The organism is Corynebacterium wankanglinii, assembly GCF_013601005.1.
Taxonomy (GTDB): Bacteria; Actinomycetota; Actinomycetes; order Mycobacteriales; family Mycobacteriaceae; genus Corynebacterium; species Corynebacterium wankanglinii.
The window spans coordinates 424,662-442,868 of sequence record NZ_JABFED010000002.1; the positions used below are offsets into that span (position 1 = coordinate 424,662).

At 63.6% G+C, this 18,207-nt stretch carries 17 protein-coding genes, 1 pseudogene and 1 riboswitch; of the genes and pseudogenes, 3 read left to right on the plus strand and 15 right to left on the minus strand.

What is annotated here, in order from left to right; all coding sequences use genetic code 11:
- Window positions 1-29 precede the first annotated feature (29 nt).
- Together HMA55_RS05020 and HMA55_RS05025 are read left to right on the plus strand one after the other, a co-directional pair.
- Complete coding sequence (locus tag HMA55_RS05020) at window positions 30-1,118, plus strand: polyprenyl synthetase family protein (protein ID WP_181191959.1); 1,089 nt, start codon at window positions 30-32, stop codon at window positions 1,116-1,118.
- A complete protein-coding gene (locus HMA55_RS05025; RefSeq protein ID WP_181191960.1) occupies window positions 1,118-2,623 on the plus strand; it encodes an alpha-(1->6)-mannopyranosyltransferase A in 1,506 nt (501 codons plus the stop codon). Before HMA55_RS05020 ends, HMA55_RS05025 begins: the two co-directional genes overlap by 1 nt.
- Here HMA55_RS05025 and HMA55_RS05030 read toward each other — a convergent pair.
- Entirely contained in the window at window positions 2,526-2,888 is a 363-nt protein-coding gene (locus HMA55_RS05030; protein WP_374680590.1) for an Rv2175c family DNA-binding protein, read from the minus strand. The two genes, HMA55_RS05025 and HMA55_RS05030, sit on opposite strands and share 98 nt — an antisense overlap.
- A 25-nt stretch (window positions 2,889-2,913) precedes the next feature.
- Here HMA55_RS05030 and HMA55_RS11425 point away from each other — a divergent pair.
- A pseudogene (locus HMA55_RS11425) lies at window positions 2,914-4,182 on the plus strand (protein kinase domain-containing protein); the annotation flags it as partial.
- A 96-nt stretch (window positions 4,183-4,278) separates the two neighbouring features.
- On the opposite strand, the gene HMA55_RS05040 reads toward HMA55_RS11425, so the two are convergent.
- The 14 genes from HMA55_RS05040 to ctaC all read right to left on the minus strand — a co-directional run bounded on the left by HMA55_RS05040 (window position 4,279) and on the right by ctaC (window position 18,109).
- Window positions 4,279-5,667 (minus strand): class II 3-deoxy-7-phosphoheptulonate synthase, encoded by a 1,389-nt coding sequence (locus HMA55_RS05040; RefSeq protein ID WP_181191963.1) that lies wholly within the window; start codon window positions 5,665-5,667, stop codon window positions 4,279-4,281.
- An 80-nt stretch (window positions 5,668-5,747) separates the two neighbouring features.
- The gene (locus HMA55_RS05045) at window positions 5,748-6,257 is read right to left on the minus strand and encodes a polyadenylate-specific 3'-exoribonuclease AS (RefSeq protein WP_181191964.1); all 510 of its coding nucleotides are present in this window, start codon (window positions 6,255-6,257) and stop codon (window positions 5,748-5,750) included.
- On the minus strand, window positions 6,258-6,473 hold the full coding sequence (locus tag HMA55_RS05050; protein WP_181191965.1) for a hypothetical protein: 216 nt from the start codon (window positions 6,471-6,473) through the stop codon (window positions 6,258-6,260). It abuts the gene before it with no gap.
- A complete protein-coding gene (locus tag HMA55_RS05055; RefSeq protein ID WP_181191966.1) occupies window positions 6,470-7,198 on the minus strand; it encodes a lysophospholipid acyltransferase family protein in 729 nt (242 codons plus the stop codon). The genes HMA55_RS05050 and HMA55_RS05055 overlap by 4 nt, the downstream gene beginning before the upstream one ends.
- Window positions 7,199-7,211: 13 nt before the next feature.
- The gene (locus tag HMA55_RS05060) at window positions 7,212-8,165 is read right to left on the minus strand and encodes an ROK family protein (protein ID WP_181191967.1); all 954 of its coding nucleotides are present in this window, start codon (window positions 8,163-8,165) and stop codon (window positions 7,212-7,214) included.
- An 11-nt stretch (window positions 8,166-8,176) separates the two neighbouring features.
- On the minus strand, window positions 8,177-9,277 hold the full coding sequence (locus tag HMA55_RS05065; RefSeq protein ID WP_181191968.1) for a glycosyltransferase family 4 protein: 1,101 nt from the start codon (window positions 9,275-9,277) through the stop codon (window positions 8,177-8,179).
- A 34-nt stretch (window positions 9,278-9,311) separates the two neighbouring features.
- Window positions 9,312-10,337, minus strand: coding sequence for a C40 family peptidase (locus HMA55_RS05070; RefSeq protein ID WP_374680591.1), 1,026 nt, complete (start codon window positions 10,335-10,337; stop codon window positions 9,312-9,314).
- Window positions 10,338-10,512: 175 nt separating this feature from the next.
- A complete protein-coding gene (locus HMA55_RS05075) occupies window positions 10,513-11,262 on the minus strand; it encodes a C40 family peptidase (protein WP_407925755.1) in 750 nt (249 codons plus the stop codon).
- 10 nt (window positions 11,263-11,272) lie between these two features.
- Window positions 11,273-11,402: riboswitch (cyclic di-AMP (ydaO/yuaA leader) on the minus strand.
- A gap of 406 nt (window positions 11,403-11,808) precedes the next feature.
- Window positions 11,809-13,440 carry a cytochrome bc1 complex cytochrome b subunit gene (gene qcrB / locus HMA55_RS05080; protein WP_181191970.1) on the minus strand — a complete coding sequence of 544 codons (1,632 nt, stop codon included), beginning with the start codon at window positions 13,438-13,440 and terminating at the stop codon, window positions 11,809-11,811.
- Complete coding sequence (qcrA, locus tag HMA55_RS05085) at window positions 13,440-14,660, minus strand: cytochrome bc1 complex Rieske iron-sulfur subunit (protein WP_181191971.1); 1,221 nt, start codon at window positions 14,658-14,660, stop codon at window positions 13,440-13,442. Before qcrA ends, qcrB begins: the two co-directional genes overlap by 1 nt.
- On the minus strand, window positions 14,657-15,505 hold the full coding sequence (gene qcrC / locus HMA55_RS05090; protein ID WP_181191972.1) for a cytochrome bc1 complex diheme cytochrome c subunit: 849 nt from the start codon (window positions 15,503-15,505) through the stop codon (window positions 14,657-14,659). The genes qcrA and qcrC overlap by 4 nt, the downstream gene beginning before the upstream one ends.
- A gap of 56 nt (window positions 15,506-15,561) precedes the next feature.
- Window positions 15,562-16,182 carry an aa3-type cytochrome oxidase subunit III gene (ctaE, locus tag HMA55_RS05095; protein ID WP_181191973.1) on the minus strand — a complete coding sequence of 207 codons (621 nt, stop codon included), beginning with the start codon at window positions 16,180-16,182 and terminating at the stop codon, window positions 15,562-15,564.
- A 382-nt stretch (window positions 16,183-16,564) separates the two neighbouring features.
- Window positions 16,565-16,996: an aa3-type cytochrome oxidase subunit IV gene (gene ctaF / locus HMA55_RS05100; RefSeq protein ID WP_181191974.1), complete on the minus strand. Its 432-nt coding sequence runs from the start codon at window positions 16,994-16,996 to the stop codon at window positions 16,565-16,567.
- Between the two features lie 18 nt (window positions 16,997-17,014).
- Window positions 17,015-18,109, minus strand: a complete 1,095-nt coding sequence (ctaC, locus tag HMA55_RS05105; protein ID WP_181191975.1) for an aa3-type cytochrome oxidase subunit II — start codon at window positions 18,107-18,109, stop codon at window positions 17,015-17,017.
- Window positions 18,110-18,207: the final 98 nt, after the last annotated feature.

Genomic DNA, 18,207 nt, shown 5'->3' on the forward strand with positions numbered 1-18,207 from the left:
AGACCAATAGGCGCAAGGAGCTAAACAAGGTGGCCGTGAAGAATCTGGGTCTCAACGCAGTTCCGCAGCAGGTTGAGCGCGACCTCACTGCATTCTTTACCAAGCGTGAGGCCGCTGTGGCGCAGATCGGCGAACCAGTTTCCGGCGCGGTGCGCCACCTGCGAGCCTTCGTGCTGGGCGGCGGCAAGCGCATGCGCCCCACGTACGGTTGGGCGGGGTTCGTTGGCGCCGGCGGCCTTGCGGGCTCCGAGGACCCGGACGCGGTATTGCGTGCGATGAGCTCCCTGGAACTCATCCAAGCGTGCGCACTCGTGCACGACGACATCATCGACGCCTCCGACACCCGGCGGGGCAACCCCACAGTGCATCGCGCGCTCGAGGCCGAGCATCGCGAGCAGGGCATGCACGGCTCAGCCGAGGACTACGGCACGAACGCCGCGATCCTGTTGGGCGACCTCGCGCTTGCGTGGGCAGAAGACATGTGGCGATACTCGGGGGTCTCCCCCGAGGCGCTCGTGCGAGCGGCGGAACCGTGGGTAGGCATGCGTACGGAAGTCATCGGCGGGCAACTGCTGGACATCATGCTGGAAAGCCTGGGCAGCGAGTCTGTGGAAATGTCTAACCGCGTCAACCGCTACAAAACCGCCGCCTACACCATTGAACGGCCCCTGCACCTCGGTGCGGCGATCGCGGGAGCAAGCGACGAGCTTATCGACGCGTTCCGCGGCTACGGCCGTGACATCGGCATCGCATTCCAGCTGCGAGACGACATGCTCGGAGTGTTCGGCGACCCGGCCGTGACGGGCAAGCCGGCTGGCGACGACCTCCGGGAAGGCAAACGCACCGAACTGTTCGCCACCGCGCTCGCGATGCTGGAGGAATCCCACCCGGACGGCGCACAAGAACTGCGGGCCGGCATTGGGCAGGTTGAGGAGGAGGCGGAGCTCCGTCGATTAGCAGAGCTCATCCGCTCAAGCGGTGCCGAGGATGCGGTTGAACAGCGCATTCAACAACTCACCGCATCGGGTCTCGGCTACCTCGACGGCGCGGGCATCGACGACGCCACCGTGGACGCGCTCACCGTGCTCGCCCGCAAAGCCACCGACCGGCGGATGTGATGCGCCCGCAAAACTTGGGCGTGGTTGCCTGCGCGATGATCGCGGTCGGCTCCTACGGCGCCGGCGCAACCCGCTACCGTGGCGGCGTGCTGCGCGCCGCGGGCCTGGAGCATTTGTCGTACGGCCACGGACGAGGCCTGATGGACCTGCTGCTTACCGCGGGCATCGTCGGCCTCGTGGCCGCGTGGGTGGCCATCTGGAAAACTCGCCCCACTGCAGGTGAGATGCGCCGCACAGTGATCTGGTGGGCTGGCACCCTCGCATTCAGCGCGCCGATCTTGTCGCGAGACGTGTATTCCTACCTCATGCAGGGCGCAATGCTGCGCGACGGATTCGACCCTTATTCCGAAGGCGCGGCCGTGAATCCGGGGCCGTATCTGTGGGAAGTCTCCCACGATTGGCGCAACACCACCACCCCGTACGGACCACTCCACCTCGGCCTGGGCAAGGCGGTGACCTGGCTTGTCGGCGAGAATGTCACCGCGGGCCTGGTGGTCTACAGGATGATCGCACTCGCCGGTTTTGCACTGATCGCGTGGGCGGTGCCGCGCATTGCAGCGCAAATCGGCGGCAGTCCCGCGCTCGCATGGTGGCTCGGTGTGGCCAACCCCGTCATGTTGTTGCACCTTATCGGCGGGATGCATAACGAGGCCGTGATGGTCGGGCTAGTCAGCGCCGGGCTGTTGTCCTGCCTGCGGCGCCGCTGGTGCACCCCTGGCATCGTCCTAATTGCGCTTGCTGTGTCGCTGAAAGCCACCGCCGCCGTGGCACTACCGTTCGTGGTCTGGCTGATGGTCAAGCGCCACAGCAGCACCCTTGCGGGCCAGGTGGGCACGCTCGCCGCCTGCGGCGCGTGGGCGCTCACTATCAACGTAGGGGTGATTCAGGTGGTCACCTGGGTCTCTGGCACCACGTGGGGCTGGCTTGCAGAAATCACCGGCAATTCCAAGGTGATCAATCCGTTGGCCGGGCCCACCCTCGCCGCCGAGCTGATCACGCCGTTGCTGCAGCTTTTCGACGACACGTTCCGCTACAACACCGCCCTCGCGTGGACCCGCGCAATCTTTTCTGGGCTGATGCTTGCGGGCTTAGCTGCGGCGTGGTGGATCTTCCGTCCCCGCCGGGGCGAAGCGTACGAGCGGCGCGCCATCGCGGGAACCACCGCCGCCTACACGGTCGCATTCGCGACCAATGCGGTGACGCTGCCGTGGTATTACGCCTCGATCATTTCGCTGACGGGCACATTCCGCCCCCCGGCCTGGGTGGTGAAGGTGACCGTAGGTGCGTCGATAGTCGTGGCCTTGGCGTTTCAGGGCAGCGGCAACCACCGCCTTTACGACGCATGGTTTCTCGCCCTCGCCACGATCGCCGCTGTTGTTGCCGTGGAGTGGCTATTCAGGGATACCCCTAGAATGCCATCGCCTGAGCGCGGCGAATTACCTCACGGGCCTTTTGGCCGTGCAGAGCATCCACAGGACGCCCCGGCAGCGACTCGTCCGGCGTAAACAGGAAAGTTAAGATCTCCTCCGCATTGAAGCCGCCGTCGTAGAGCACGGTAATAGCACCGGAGACGAACTTGCTCAGGCCGTCATCGCCGAGCAGGCTTTCCGGGATCACCTTCTTGCCGTTTTTGACCCAATGCACCAGCTTCTGCGCACCGATGTAATCGTGCACCTTGGTCACGGGGACGTCGAGGGCCTCCGCGACATCGGGGAAAGACAGTAGGGTTTCGCCGCTGAGCAATTGCTTGAGATGTGTTTGTGCACTCACGGTCGGCGATTCTACTCTGGAGCCCATGGCAAGCTTAAGTGCAGGCACGACGCTGGACGGGCGCTACGTCGTCGACCGCCCGATCGCGCGCGGCGGCATGGCCACCGTCTACCGCTGCGTGGACGCCAGGCTGGGCCGTGAGGTCGCGGCGAAAGTGATGCACGAACAGTTCGTCCACGACGATGTCTTCCGCGATCGGTTCCGGCGCGAGGCGCGCGCGATGGCCCAGCTCAGCCACCCGAATTTGGTAAACGTCTACGACTTCTCTGCCTCTGGCGGGGAGGTTTTTCTGATCATGGAGCTCATCACAGGCGGCACCCTCCGTGAGCTGCTCGCCGAGCGCGGCCCCATGCCCCCTCACGCTGCAGCGGCGGTGATGCGGGGAATGCTCACCGGCCTGTCCGTGGCCCACGCAAAAGGGATGGTGCACCGCGACATCAAGCCGGACAACGTGCTCATCGACGCGTCCAGCCGCGTCAAGCTGTCCGACTTCGGCTTGGTGCGCGCCGCCGCGGAAACACCCCAGTCCACTGATCAGATTGTGGGCACCGTGGCCTATCTGTCGCCGGAGCAGGTCGACGGTAGCCCGATCACCGCTGCGTCCGACGTCTATTCCGCCGGCATCGTGCTTTTCGAGCTCCTCACCGGCCGCACCCCATTCAGCGGCGATACCCCGCTCGCCCACGCCTACGCGCGGTTGCGCGCTGATGTTCCCGCGCCGTCTTCGCTGATCGCTGGTGTGCCCAAGCTTTTCGACGAATTGGTGGCCACCGCAACCGCCCGCAACCCCCGCGACCGGTTCCACGACGCATCGGATTTCCTCGCAGCACTCGACGATGTCGCCCGCGAGCTACGACTGCCCGCTTACACCGTGCCGGTACCGCGCAACTCCGCCGCCCACAGAGCTGCCGAGTTCCCCACCAACTTTGGTCTGGCGGCCGGGGCCACCGCTAGCGCCGCCAGCGCTGGGTCAGCGCGCGCGGCCCAGCAACGCCTTTTCCCCGGCGACGATGCCCCCACCAGGGTCTCTCCCGCCGCCGCGAGGCCTGCCCAGCCTGCGCCAACCCCGTCGCGGGGCCAGTGGCCGGCAGCTGCGCCCGGCCGTGGCCCTGCGCCCGTACCCGCACCAGCACCGCAGCCCCGCCCACAACGCCCCGCGGGCAAGCCGGTATCGAACCGCTCCGCAATCGGCGTTGCCCTTTACACAGTCGTCGTCATCGTCGTTGTGGTGGCAGTGGGGTTGGGGGCCTGGTGGTTCGGCTCCGGCATGTACGGCGAGATCCCAGAGATTATCGTCCCGCGGGCATAAATCGCCGGGCGAGATCGCACCCGCCGACTACGCAGGCGCCGACCATGCGACGGCATAGCCAGCGCCGCTTCGAAGTGGTACTTAATACCGGAGCATTTCAGCAACGAGGAACGACAGCTCGAGGGCCTGCTCGGTGTTGAGGCGCGGGTCGCAGGCAGACTCGTAGCGGCCGGGCAGGTCCACGTCCGTGATGTCCTGGGCGCCGCCGAGGCACTCGGTGACGTTTTCACCGGTGAGCTCGATGTGGATACCACCTGGGTGGGTGCCCAGCTCGCGGTGGACCTCGAAAAAGCCCTGCACCTCGTCCAGAATCTTGTCGAAGTGGCGGGTTTTGTAGCCGTTCGAGGAGGTGAAGGTGTTGCCGTGCATCGGGTCGGACTGCCAGACCACCCTGTGGCCGGACGCCTCAACGGCTTTGACGATGCCGGGGAGCACCTCGCGGACCTTGTCCTGGCCCATGCGGATAACCATCGTCAAACGTCCCGGCTCGCGGTTCGGATCGAGCTTGTCGGCGTAGGCGACAGCTTCCTCCGGCGTAGTGGTCGGACCGAGCTTGATGCCGATCGGGTTGGAGATCATGGCGGCGAAGTTGACGTGGAAGTCATCGATACCCCGGGTGCGCTCGCCGATCCAGAGCTGGTGCGCGGAAAGGTCGTAGAGCCTGGTCTCTCCGCTGGAGTCCGTGGCCAAGCGCAGCATCGCACGCTCGTAATCCACCAGCAGCGCCTCATGCGAAGCGTAAACCTGGGAGGTGCGCAGGTTATCGTCGCGCACACCGCAGGCGTCCATGAACGCGAGGGAGCGCGAGATCTCTCGGCCGAGAGCCTCGTAGCGGGCGCCTGCCGGGGAGTTGGAGACGAACTCGCGGTTCCAATCGTTGATGTGGTGCAAGTCCGCGGTACCGGAGGACGTCAGGGCGCGCACGAGGTTCATGGCAGCCGACGAGTTGGCGTAGGCACGAACCATGCGGGCCGGGTCGTGGCGGCGGGACTCCTCAGTCGGCTCCACACCGTTCACAATGTCGCCGCGGTAGTTGGGCAGCCCGTTGCCGTCCAGGTCTGAAGATCGTGGCTTGGCGTATTGGCCTGCAATGCGGGCGAGCTTCACCACCGGCATGGACGCGCCGTACGTCAGCACCGCCGCCATCTGCAACAAAGTGCGCACGTTGGCACGGATGTGGGGTTCCGTGTTGGACTCGAAGGTCTCCGCGCAGTCCCCACCCTGCAGCATGAACGCCTCGCCGTTGGCGACGTCCGCCAAGTGTGATTTGAGCTGCTCCACCTCGGGGGCGAGCACAACTGGAGGCACCGACTCGAGAATTTTGCGTACGTACTCCGCCTGCGCGGGATCCCAGGACGGCTGCTGCTTCGCGTCGCGGGCGACGACGTCCTGGAACTTCTCGTTCAGGTCACCCGGCAGCGGTGGCAGATCAGGCAGTACGTCTTTGGGGATGTCAATAGTCCAACTCACCCATTTAGTAGTAGCACGATTCCACCCGCGCTACAACAGTTTTCACCTGCAAGTTCCCAAATTGTGACGGCGGCGTCTCACTATTTGGACACTTTGCCGGAGGCGTCGATAGGCAACGCTTCGACGCACACCCGGAATTTGCGCAGGTTGTGGCGAGCATCCACGAGCGCGTCGTGGTTGCCGTCGGGCACCTTAGGCAACCGCGGCCGCCCCGCCATCTGCCAATACTGCTTCAGCTCGCGGGTGTAGCGCGGCAAATCTTTCGGCAGGCCGGCCATGTCGCCCCACAGTTGTGCGAACACGACGTGGTCGTAGGCGCCGACCCACGCCCACAGCTCCGGTGTGCCGTGGCCTGCAGTGAGAAAGGCGTGCGCCTCTTCTCGGATCTGGCGCAACGGCTTCCAGGCGGGGTGGGAAGCACGGGGAAGCTTGTCCAGCACGTTCTCACGCACCCATTCGTTGGCACGGGACGCGTCGAATTCCGTGCTCACTGCGTAAAACTCCCGCCCGTCCTCAGCGACGATGCCGATGGAGACGAGTTCAATGGTGGAGCCGTCCTCTATGAACTCTGTGTCGTAGAAGTACCGCATCTATTTGCGCTGCTCCGCCCGGATGTCGTCCAGCAGCTCGCGTCTCGACGGCCCCTTCGGGCCCCCGCCGCGACGGGGCCAAAACATCACAGCCGCGACAGCGAGCACGGCCAGCGGCCCGGCCAGCTTAGGGTGCCAGCCCGCCTGCGACGCAACTAAGTACAGTGCCACGATGACGGCAACGAGGCCGAAGCGGATCATCAGGGGTTTGTTCACGGGCGTGCCTCCTCCGGGTACTCCCCCGTCTCCTCCAAAGCTTTCTTCACATCAGAGGCGTAAACGTCGACGTAATCTTCCCCCACCATCTCGGCCAAGCGGCGCATGCAATAGTCCGTGAACGGGCGCATGACTTCCCGCGAATCGGGGTCGTACCCGTGCTCCTCGGCCCACGCTCGTGGGTCTATCGGCTCGGATACCTTGATACGCACCTTGACGGGCCGAGGAATCTTCGTCCCAATCGGGTTGGCCTTGCCGGAGCCGATCATGCCAATCAACATGACCGGAGCGCCCGTCGGCATTGCGATGCGCGCGACACCGGTTCGCCCCCTGTACACGCGGCCGTCCGGGGAGCGCGTGCCCTCCGGGTAGATGCCGAAAAGGTCGCCCTTGCTCAGGACGCTCTCGGCAGCAGACTGCAGCGCGTCACCCGCATCTTTCGCCCCACGGTCCACGGGAATTTGGCCAACGGAGGAGAAGAAGAACTTCTGCACCCGGCCCGACAAACCGGGAGTCGTGAAATACTCCTTTTTCGCCGGGAACGTAATCTGCCGGCGCACGAGGAGCGGCAGGTAGAACGAGTCCAATACCGCCTGGTGGTTAGAGACGAGGATCCCGGCTCCGTGCTCCGGAATGTTTTCCGCTCCCTCGATGGTGGGGCGGTTCCACACCAGCAGCGGCGGCCCGAGGAGAATTTTGAACAGGGAGTACCACTTGTTGTTCATCGTTGCTCGCCTTCTACAGCAGTTCCCGGGCCAAATCAGCGACCCCGATCATACCCGCCCGCGATCCCAGCTCAGCGCAAAGGATCTCTGGCAGTGGGCGGTAACCAGCCCCGACGATGTTTGCCTCCATGGACCTCTGCGCGCTGAGGAGGAACAGATCCGCATCCTCGCTCACACCACCACCGAGCACAATTTGTGCCGGGTCGAGTACATCCGCGACGATGGCCAGCCCACGCCCGAGCCACGTGGAAAAACTCTCCAGTGCCGCGAGGCCCAGCTGGTCGCCGTCACGCGCCGCCGCCATGATGTCGTGGCCGCTTGCACGCTTCTCGACAACCGCTCGGTACACCCCCGAATCTTTAAAACTGCCCTTGGTGGCGATATCGATCGCACAATCCACCAACGACGTCCCGGAAGCGTACCTCTCCAGGCACCCCTGCTTGCCGCATGAGCACGCACGCCCGCCTGGCACGACCGTGATGTGGCCGAACTCGGGCGCGGTACCGAACGCCCCCCGGTAGATCTCCCCGCGGTGCATGAGGGTCGCGCCGATGCCGGTGCCCACCGCGAAAAACACCCACGTGTCCAGGTCACGGCCAGCGCCGTAGCGGTACTCACCCCACGCCGCAGAGTTCGCGTCGTGCTCCAACCGCACGGGTAAGCCGAGCGCCGCCTCAAGATCCCGGCGCACCGGCTGGTCATCGCGCCACGCCAGGTGGGGCGCGAAACGTACGACTTCACACGCCGGATCCAAGAAACCGGCGACAGCAACCCCCACCGCGCCGATATCGTGCTGCGCCCGCAGCTCCCCCACCATCTCCACAATCATCTGCGTCAGCCCCTCCGCGTCGTGCGGCGTGCGGGTGCTGAGAGAGTCCACGATCGCACCGTCCCGGTCCACTACGGCAGCGCGGGCGTTTGTGCCGCCGATGTCGAAACCGACGGTCATCCGTGAGTGAGCAACCATGAAACGGCAGTCTAGTCCGCTTCTGCCTGAGCTCCGCATAGTCCAGCCAGCCGTGCCCCGAGCACCTCCCACGAGAAATGCTGCGCCACGTGCGCCCGACCGGCGCGGCCCATGCGGGTGCGCCGTTGGTCGTCGGCAAGCAGCTGCGAAATGGCCTCGGCAACCGCGTCGCTGTCGTGGCCATCCACGACTATGCCGGTCTCCGCAGTCACCGTCTCCGGGGCTCCGCCCGATCGTCCCGCGACGACAGGAACGCCGCATGCCTGGGCCTCGAGGTACACAATGCCCAACCCCTCCACGTCCAAGCCGCCGAGACGGGTGCGCGCGGGCATAGCGAAAACATCCGCGGCCGCCACAACGTCTCGCAGGCGCTCGCGCGGCACCGCACCCATGAAGATGACGCCGTCCCCGGCGATCGCCCGAAGCCGCCGCTCGTAAGGACCGGACCCAACGATAACCAGCCGGGCGTTCCGCGCTTGCCGACGCACCTCCGGCAGCGCACGAATCAGCGCGTCCTGCCCCTTCCTGGCAACGAGGCGCGAAGAGCAGACGATCAGCGGATCGGCCCCAACGCCGAGACGTTTGCGGGTGGCCGCCCGCTCAGCCGCGGCAGCGGGCCGAAAGAACTCGGTGTCCACGCCCGACGGCAGCGCCACAAAGCGGGGATGGTCACCAAACGCCGGGCGGAGGCGGTGGAGCGTGTAGTCCGAGATGTACGTGACGGCGTCGGTGCTGCGGCCGATCGCACGCAGGATGCTGCGCCCGACAGGCAGCTTCGCCCACCCAGCCTCATGGCCGTGCGTGGAAGCGACAACGTTTGAGGCCCCTGCGCGCTTGGCGGCCGCCCCCATCAGTGCAAGAGGCGCGGCCGCACCGAACCAGACCGTGTCAATGTGGTACAGGCGGACCAGCCGCTGGAGCTCACGCACAGTCGCAGGGGTCGGCAGCATAACCCGGTGAGGCCAACGCACCACGGTGTAGGGCACGGTTTGGTCCCACTCGCCGGCCGTTAACGCATCCTGCACGGACGCGAACACGACGAGCGAATCCGGCCCCTCCCGCCGAGCCAGCTCTGCGGCGAAGTCGCGCAAATACGACTGAATCCCACCCATAGTGGGCGGGAAGTCGTTGGTGACAAGGAGCGTCCTAATAGCGCACAGCACCCTGAATCGGCATCGACGTCAGCGGCACCACCTGAACCGGAATGCCGTAGTCCGACGAGTGGACCACCATCCCGTCGCCGATGTACATGCCCACGTGCGTGACCCCGGGGTAATAGCCAATGATGTCTCCGGGCTGGAGGGCGTCCAGGGACACCGGGGTGCCGCCCGCGAGCTGCGCCTGCGACGTGCGCGGAATGCCGATACCGTTCTGCGCATACGCCCACACCATCAGACCCGAGCAGTCAAATGCGTCCGGGCCAGCTGAGCCCCAGCCGTAAGGTTTACCCAGCTGCGCCAATGCAGCTGCCACAATTCCGGAATCTACTCCCGGCAGGGAGGCCGTATCCACGGGGTGATCTTTGGTCACCCAGCGCTGCCGGTCCGCCTCATTCAAGCTATCCACCCGGCGCTCAATATCGGCCACGCGGCGATCTAATTCCCCGCGCTCCTTCTCCAGTTTCCTGCGCTTGCCGTCGAGCTCATTTCGGGCGTGCTGGGCCTCCGCCACCGCGATGTTCGCCGTCGTGGCGCGATCAGCCGCAACTCGGTTCGCATCTTCCAGCTCAGTCAGCGCGCGCTGGGAGTTGCGCCCGAGGGCTGCGAGGTACGCGGAGCGGTCGATCGCTTCCTGCGGGGTACCGGAATCCAGCGTGGTCAGCAGCGCTTCCGATTGAGGCATGCGGTATCGGGACTGGGCGATGTCGCCGACGTTTTTCCGCTGCGCGTCGCTGACGCCGCGCAGCGTGTCCAACTGGGCCTTCGCATCTGCCGCGCGGGCATTGGCCGAGCGCAGCTTCGCCTCGGAGTCCGAGATCTGATCCTCCAGACCTTTAATCTCTTCAGCTTTCGCGGTAGCTTCGTGCGAAACTGACTCCATCTCGTCGATCAACGCGTCTACATCGTCGGCCTGTGCCAGCGGAGAGAAGATGACGGCCGAGGTTGTCACGCCACCCGCCATCGCGGCAGCGATGACACGGGAGCGGTTGGAGCGGATCGAGTGCTTGCCCACTTGGAAACCCCTTCAGATACGGGAAAGAACGAACAAACTATAGCTGCTGCGGAGACCGTCGCCAAGCAAAATGCCCGAGCTGTGATTTGTGTGAATACTGAGGATTACGGGTTAAGCGCCAAAAAAGAATTGCCCCGCATCGCCGAGACGAAGCGGGGCACTGAGCCTTCAGAACTTAGAAGCGAACCACGGAGTGGATCGGCATCATGTTCAGGCTACGGTAGCCCACCGGGATACCAGAGTTCAGCGCGTCGATGATCTGGCCGTTACCAGCGTAAATAGCGACGTGGGAGGCGCCGCCGTAGTAGACGACGATGTCCCCCGGCTGAATGTCACTGAGAGCAACCTGCTGGCCGGCGGATGCCTGCGCCTGAGAGGTGCGGGGAATGGACTTGCCAACCTGGGCGTACACCCAAGAGGTGAAACCGGAGCAGTCGAAAGCGTTCGGGCCTGCGGCGCCGTACACGTACGGGGAGCCAACCTTGGACTGCGCGATAGACACGATGCGCTCGCCAATGGAGGGCTGCGGAGCCGGGGCAGGCGCCTGGACCGGTGCGGCGTAGGTCTGCTGGACCGGGGCCGGCGCAGCCGGGCGCACCTGCTGCTCCACGTTAGCCAGGAACTGGCTAAATCCCGGGACGTTGGCCACACCCGGCATCGCCTTCACAGTGGCGATAGCGTTCTGAATGTTGCCGCCAGCGGACTGACCCGCCACGGAGGGGATCCAAGCCTCAATGCCCGGGATGTCGGCGATTCCCGGAACGTTTTCGATACCCGGAACCTGAACGGAAACCGGTGTGTTGGGAACACGAACCTCAGCTGCGGAGGCGGCTGCCGGCGCTACCAGTGCAGCGCCTGCGGCGATTGCGGCGGTTGCCGCTGCTGCGCGCGCTGCGGTGTTTTCCTGGCGACGGTGCTTTGCCACGATAGTTTTCTCCATATCTTCTCTTCGCCAACCGGGTTAGCTGTCGGGCGGGGTGTTGAGAAAAGGCCCTGCGCCCCACGGGAGTTTTGGCCCCACTGTGGTTCCCCAGTCCCCGTTTCAGCGATCCGCGGGTGCGAAACACCGTTTCGGGTAACGGCTCATATGTTCTTTTCGGTACATGCTGCCAACGGCTGTTGTCGCAATGTCTCGATCAGGTTACGAAACGGCAACAAGGCTGTCCACCCGCCACGCCGTTACACAACCGTTATCAAGAGAAATCCACCACTCTCGGACACGCTCGCCCTCAAGAACTGCGCCCCTAAATACGTGTCCAGCGGCTACAGATATACGTCCTGAACTGGAAAATTAGCTCCAGAATGCCCAACGGCAAATGGGCCGCCAGTTTTAGATACAACCACACATAAATTCGCTCTGTGCGCTTCATCACACAGGCTTGTTTACCGCTCTGTAACAATGCGAAACCCCCTCACCCACTGGCGGGTGAGGGGGTTGAGCAGCCGGGGCCGCTCTCGCGGGACGAGAGAACTACTCGGCGCTGTTGTGGGTTGCGTCGCGGTCAGAGCGATCCTTCGTGGCCTCGAGCGCGCGCAGCGTCTCAACAGCCTCGTGGTGGTTCTGCTCCTCCGCATCTCGCACGCGCTCGGTGACGCCAAGCTCAGCCGGCGAGAACTTGCCGATGGTATCGGAGTCCGCAAAGCCGAGCTGGTTCATCTGCTTCGGAACGCGGGCACCTGCGTACTCCAGCGGCACCGGGTGACCGTGGTCATCCACAGGGCCGAGCGGCTGGTGGATCTCCACGAACGCACCGTTAGGCAGGCGCTTGATAATGCCGGTCTCGATACCGTGCTCCAGCACCTCACGGTCGGAGCGCTGCAGGCCGATGCAGAGGCGGTACGTGATGAAGAACGCCAACGGCGGCAGCACGATCAGGCCGATACGGCCAACCCAAGTCATCGCGTTCAGCGAGATCTGGAAGAAGTGAGCCACGTGGTCGTTACCACCGGAGAGAGTTAGCAGCAGGAAGAACGTCAGGCCCATGACGCCAACACCAGTGCGTACCGGAACGTCACGCGGACGCTGCAGCAGGTTGTGGTGGGCGGTGTCGCCGGTCACCTTCTGCTCGATAAACGGGTAGCTGATCAGCAGCACGACCATCAAGCCACACAGCAGCGCCACCCAGAACGCACCAGGGATGGTGTAGTTCCCGAGGTAGAGCTCCCACGCCGGCATGACACGGGCGGCGCCGTCCGTCCACAGCATGTAAATATCAGGCTGGGAACCAGCGGAAACCTGCGACGGGTTATAGGGGCCAAGGTTCCAGATGGAGTTGATGGAAGTCAGACCAGCCATACCGGCGAGCACAGCGAAGACGACCATCATGTAGCCAATTGCCTCAGTCGCAAACACCGGAAGAATGCGGACACCGACAACGTTGTTCTCCGTACGGCCCGGGCCCGGGAACTGGGTGTGCTTCTGGAACCAGACGAGTGCAAGGTGAGCCGCGACCAGGGCGAGGATGATGCCCGGCAGGATCAGCACGTGGAGGATGTAGAAGCGGTCCAGCATCAGATCGGACGGGAAGTCGCCGCCGAAGATAGCCCAGTGGATCCAGGTACCGATGATCGGCAACCCCAGGATGATGGCGGACATGATTCGCAGGCCGACGCCGGAGAGCAGGTCGTCCGGCAAGGAGTAACCCATGAAGCCCTCGATCATGCCCAGCAGCACGAGGGTGACGCCGATGAGCCAGTTCGCCTCACGCGGACGACGGAACGCACCGGTGAAGAACACACGCATCATGTGGGCGAACATCGCCATCATGAACATCAGTGCGGCCCAGTGGTGCATCTGGCGGACAAAGAGGCCGCCACGGACGTCGAAGGAGATATCCAACGCAGTGGCGTAGGCACGAGACATCTCGACGCCGTTGAGCGGGAGGTACGCACCGTCGTAGATCACCTTGGTGATGGACGGGTCGAAGAACAGTGCCAGGTAAATACCGGTCAGCAGCAGGATGATGAAGCTGTACAGCGCCATCTCACCGAGCATGAATGACCAGTGGGTCGGAAAGACCTTGTTCAGCTGCGGGCGAAGGACGCCCGAAATGGTGTAGCGCGAATCAACGTTGTCCGCGACTTGATCAAGTTTAGTGCTCATTAGGACTGACGCTCCCAGAATGCCGGGCCGACGGGCTCGATGAAGTTCCCGTTGGCGATGAGGTAACCGTCTTCGTCAACAGTCACAGGAAGCTGCGGCAGTGCACGGGCCGCCGGCCCGAAGACCGGCTTGCCGTACTGCAGAGCGTCGAACTGCGACTGGTGGCACGGGCACAGGATGCGGTTGGTTTGAGCCTCGTAGAGCGAGGTCGGGCAACCGATGTGCGTGCAGATCTTGGAGTAGGCGTAGTAGTCGCCGTAGTGGAAGTCTTCCTGGCCCTCGCGCTCGATCGCCTTCTCCGCGTCCTGCGAGCGCAGGCGGATCAGCATGACCGGGTTGCGGGGACCGTGGATGGAGTGCATGTGGTGCTCGTAGACATCGCGGGTCGGGTCGTATTCCGCACCGTCGTTGACGTCGTCCGGGTACAGCGGGAAAACCGTCTCCATCGCTGCAGCAGCCAGGTCCTCCGGGCGCATACGCACCAAGCGGGAAACACCCGCCGTGGTGTAGTGGGAGCCAGCCTCGCCCTCGTGCAGCTCAGCGATGGCGCCGGTGTCGCGGCCGAGGTAGACCTTCACGCCCTTGTCCTGGATGGTCCAGCCATGAGTCCACAGCGTGCCGTCGCCGTGGTAGTCCAGTTCGTGGCGGACTTTCCACGGGTTCTTAATCATGCCACCAAGCGGCGCGATGACCATCAGGCCAGCGAGCACACCAGCGGTGCCGAGCAGGCCCTTCAATGCTTTACGACGACCAAGGGTCGACGTCTCCCAAGCGTCATTCAGCAACGCGGTCGTAGTCCGGCGATCCAGCTCGCTCGAGCGGCCGTCGTGGCGGCGCTGTACAGCGATCTCCTCCGGGACGAACTTCTTCACGTACTGGATGATTGACACGCCGAGGGCGCAGAATGCCAAACCCGCGGTAAGGCCGAGCAACGGCGTGTACAGGGTGTAGACCCAGAGGCCGTCGTCGCCATGGAACTTTGGCTGCCACGGCCAGAACAGGTAGACGCCCAAAAACGCCAGTGCGCTGAGCACCGAAATAGTCAGCCAGATGCCGATGCCGGTTGCCGCGGATTTCTCCCGCGGGTCACCCTCGACCGGAAAGCGCTCCTTGCGGTACGCGACGGTGACGTCGTCGAGCTCGGTACCGAGAGCTGCCAGCTCCGCATTGTTCATGCGGTCGAGCTCCTCCACCGTGTATTTCTTATTCACTTCACTCATGAGCGAGATCCAATCCACATAGCAGCGGCAGCGACCAAGGTCACGCCGATGATCCACATCGCCATACCTTCAGAAACCGGTCCGAGGCCGCCGAGTGCGTAGCCACCCGGGGACGGAGTTTCCTTGGTGGACTTGATGAAGGCGATGATGTCCTTCTTCTCGTCAGCCGACAGCTGGCGGTCGGAGAATTTCGGCATGTTCTGCGGGCCGGTGAGCATGGCCTGGTAGATCTCCTGCTCGTTGGCGGGATCCAGCTCAGGCGCGTACTTGCCGGAGGACAGCGCGCCACCACGACCGGTGAAGCTGTGGCAGGACGCGCAGTTCAGGCGGAACAGTTCGCCGCCGCGGGCGACGTCGCCGGCCTGGATTTGGCCGTCAAAGTCCTTGCCGCGCAGTTCCTCTTTTGCGAGGGAGCCGTCGGGGTTGTAGACGAGCTCCGGGCCGCCGCCGTTGGCAGCGACGTAAGCCGCGAGGGCCAGTGCCTGCTCCTCGGTGTAACGCGGACGCTTGCGCTCAGCCTGTGCGTCGTTGGACATCATCGGCATGCGGCCAGAGTTGACCTGGAAGTACACGGCGCCCTCGCCGGTACCGATCAGCGACGGACCGCGATCTTCGACGCCCTGGAGGTTAGCGCCATGGCAGGTGATGCAGGCGACGTCGTAGAGGTCCTTGCCCTCCTGGATCATCGCCTGATCATCGCGGGCTGCGGTTGCCACCTGCGTATTCGGGGTCAGGGCGGACGCGAGCAGGCCCGCACCCGTCAACCCCAGCGTCAGGGCTGCGGCGCCAGCGAGCGTGCGCTGCGTCTTGCGTCCCTGGCGCTTCTTCTTGGGTGAGTTTTCCATTGTGTTCCCTTAGCGACTTTTCAGAATTTGCCTCGTACGGTTGCAGCTCGTCTGAGCTACTGCACCAGGTAGAGAGTGATGAACACGCCGACCCAGATGGCGTCGACGAAGTGCCAGTAGTAGGAAACGGCCATTGCGGCGGTTGCCTGCGCCGGTGTGAACTTCGACTTGGCCACGCGCATCAAGACGATGATGAAGGCAATGATGCCGGCGGTCACGTGAGCCATGTGGAAGCCGGTGATGATGTAGAACACCGAGCCGTACACACTGGATTGCGGAGTAACACCCGCCGACACCATTTCGGTCCACTCGAATGCCACGAGGCCGAGGAAGATAACGCCCAGCACCACGGTCACGGTGAACCACTTGCGCAGGCCGAATACGTCACCCCTCTCTGCGGCGAAGACACCGAATTGGGAGGTGAAGGAGGAAGCAATCAGCACGACAGTGATGATTGCGCCGAACAGGACGTTGAGGTGGTCCGTCTGGTTGCTCCAGTCACCTGCGGCGAGGCCGTTTGCGCGCGACGTGAAGTACATCGCGAACAAACCGGCGAAGAACATGAGCTCTTGGGCGAGGAACGCGATCGTGCCCACGCTGACCATGTTCGGACGGTTCAGCGCTGGGACGCGATTCTGCGGCGTCGCCATATCTTGGTTTGTCATTGCGGTCGTCACGGGTGAGATTATCCCCTATCTCGGCCTGATATTCATCTCACTCACCCCCGTAATTTTGCTGTGAGTGCGCGCCCAGCCAGCAAGTTCTTGCCTCTTGGCAACTCGGAAAAATTTTTTCAGCTCACGCGGGAACTTTTTCATCTGAAATACGACCAGAACACTGCTGGTCACCGGGCCCCTTCACCACGGGTTGACTTATCCCCTCTCGCCACCCCCCACTTTTTCCGTGGACTCCGCGAACACGCGCCAGTTCCTAGATGTGCTGGATCTCACACCTGTAGGGCGAACCGGCGGGCTCCAACAGGGGACAAACTTTCGGATGATCGAAGACAAAAGAACACCCCCGCCGCGGGGATCGCGGCGGGGGTGAATACGTCGGCGGTTAGTGCTTCTCGCGCGGAATACCGTACTGCAAGCTCAGCATCGTGGTGGTGCCGATGAGGCAAACTGCACCGATAGCCAGCAGCCACAGCTGCCAGAAGGCGATGCCCAGGCCGAGGATGCAAATGGCCATCGCCATTGCGAACGGCCAAATGGAGCTCGGGGAGAAGAAACCGAGCACGCCAGCGCCATCCTCGATCTCCGCCTCTTCCCAGTCCTCCGGAACAATGTCCATGCGGCGTTCCGTGATGTCGAGGTAACCGCCGAGCATGAACGAGAACACGGTGGCAAGCACGAGGCCGACCGAGCCGATCCACTCGATGCCGAAGAGGTATGCGTCCTCACCAATCCAGGTGGTAGCGAGGATGTAGAACACGGCCATCAAAGCAAGGAAGGTGCCGATGGCGTAGAAAACCTTTGATCCAGTTCCCATGGCTTCGCTCTCTCTTTCTTAAACGTTCGCGTTCGGGTCGACAGTGTTGTTGCCGTCGCGGGTGCCGGTGCGGTCCGAGACGAACGGACGGGTGGAGGTTGCGTACGGCTCCTCGCCGATGGAACGCAGAGCCTCGGAGTTAGCGGCGCCCGGGTTATCGCGACGGAACTGGATGTACCGCTCGAACTTCTCCGGTGTCACAGCGCGCACCTCGAAGTTCATCATCGCGTGGTAGGTACCGCACATCTCGGCACAGCGGCCGACGAACGCGCCCTCTTCTTCAATGCGCTCGATCTGGAACGCACGCTGCTGCTGGTTGTTTTCCGGGTGTGCGTACACATCGCGCTTGAACAGGAACTCCGGAACCCAGAACGCGTGGTTCACGTCACCGGAAGCGAGACGGAACTCGATCGGGGTGTCGGTGGGCAGGACGAGCACAGGTACCTCTTCGGTGGACCCGATGGTCTCGATCTGGTTGAAGTTCAGGTAGGACAGGTCGCCCATGGATGTGCCGTGAATCGGGTTCGCGTTGTGCATATCCTCGGGGTCGAACTTGGTGTCCTCGGCCAGGGCCTGTCGCTCGGTGTCCAGACCGTCGTAATCCCGGCCGTCCGCGGTGAGTTCGCCGTCGACCTCCGCGTAACCGAACTTCCAGTTCCACTGGTAGCCGGTGACGTCGACAGTCACCTTCGGGTCCTTATCCAGTGCGGTGGTGCGGGTCTGCGCCTGCACAGTGAAGAAGAACAGCACCATGACGATGACGATCGGCACGACCGTCAAGACCAGCTCCAGTGGAACGTTGTACTGCAGCTGCTTCGGGAACTCCCCTGCCCCCTGCTTGGCGCGGGCCTTCCTGTTCCAGCGGACGATCGCCATAATGAACAGGCCCCACATGGTGATGCCGATAATCCAGGCGGCAAGCCAAGTCCACACCCAGAAGTTGTACATCTGGGTACCCTCCGGAGTGACCGGGTCCGGCCAGCCCATGTCGAGGATGTTTGCGAGCGCCTCCGGCGCGGCGACGTCACAGCCGGCTAGCCCGAAGCCACCCAGCAGGAGCGCGCCCGCGACGCCGGCCTTCTTGGCGAAACCGCGGTTTACTTCCTTATCCACGTGTGTCTGCCTTCCTGTCCACACTAAAAACACTGAATGCCCATGTTCGTGACAGAACATTCCTACGGGGCCAGAATAGTTCATCTCGTCTGGGCCGT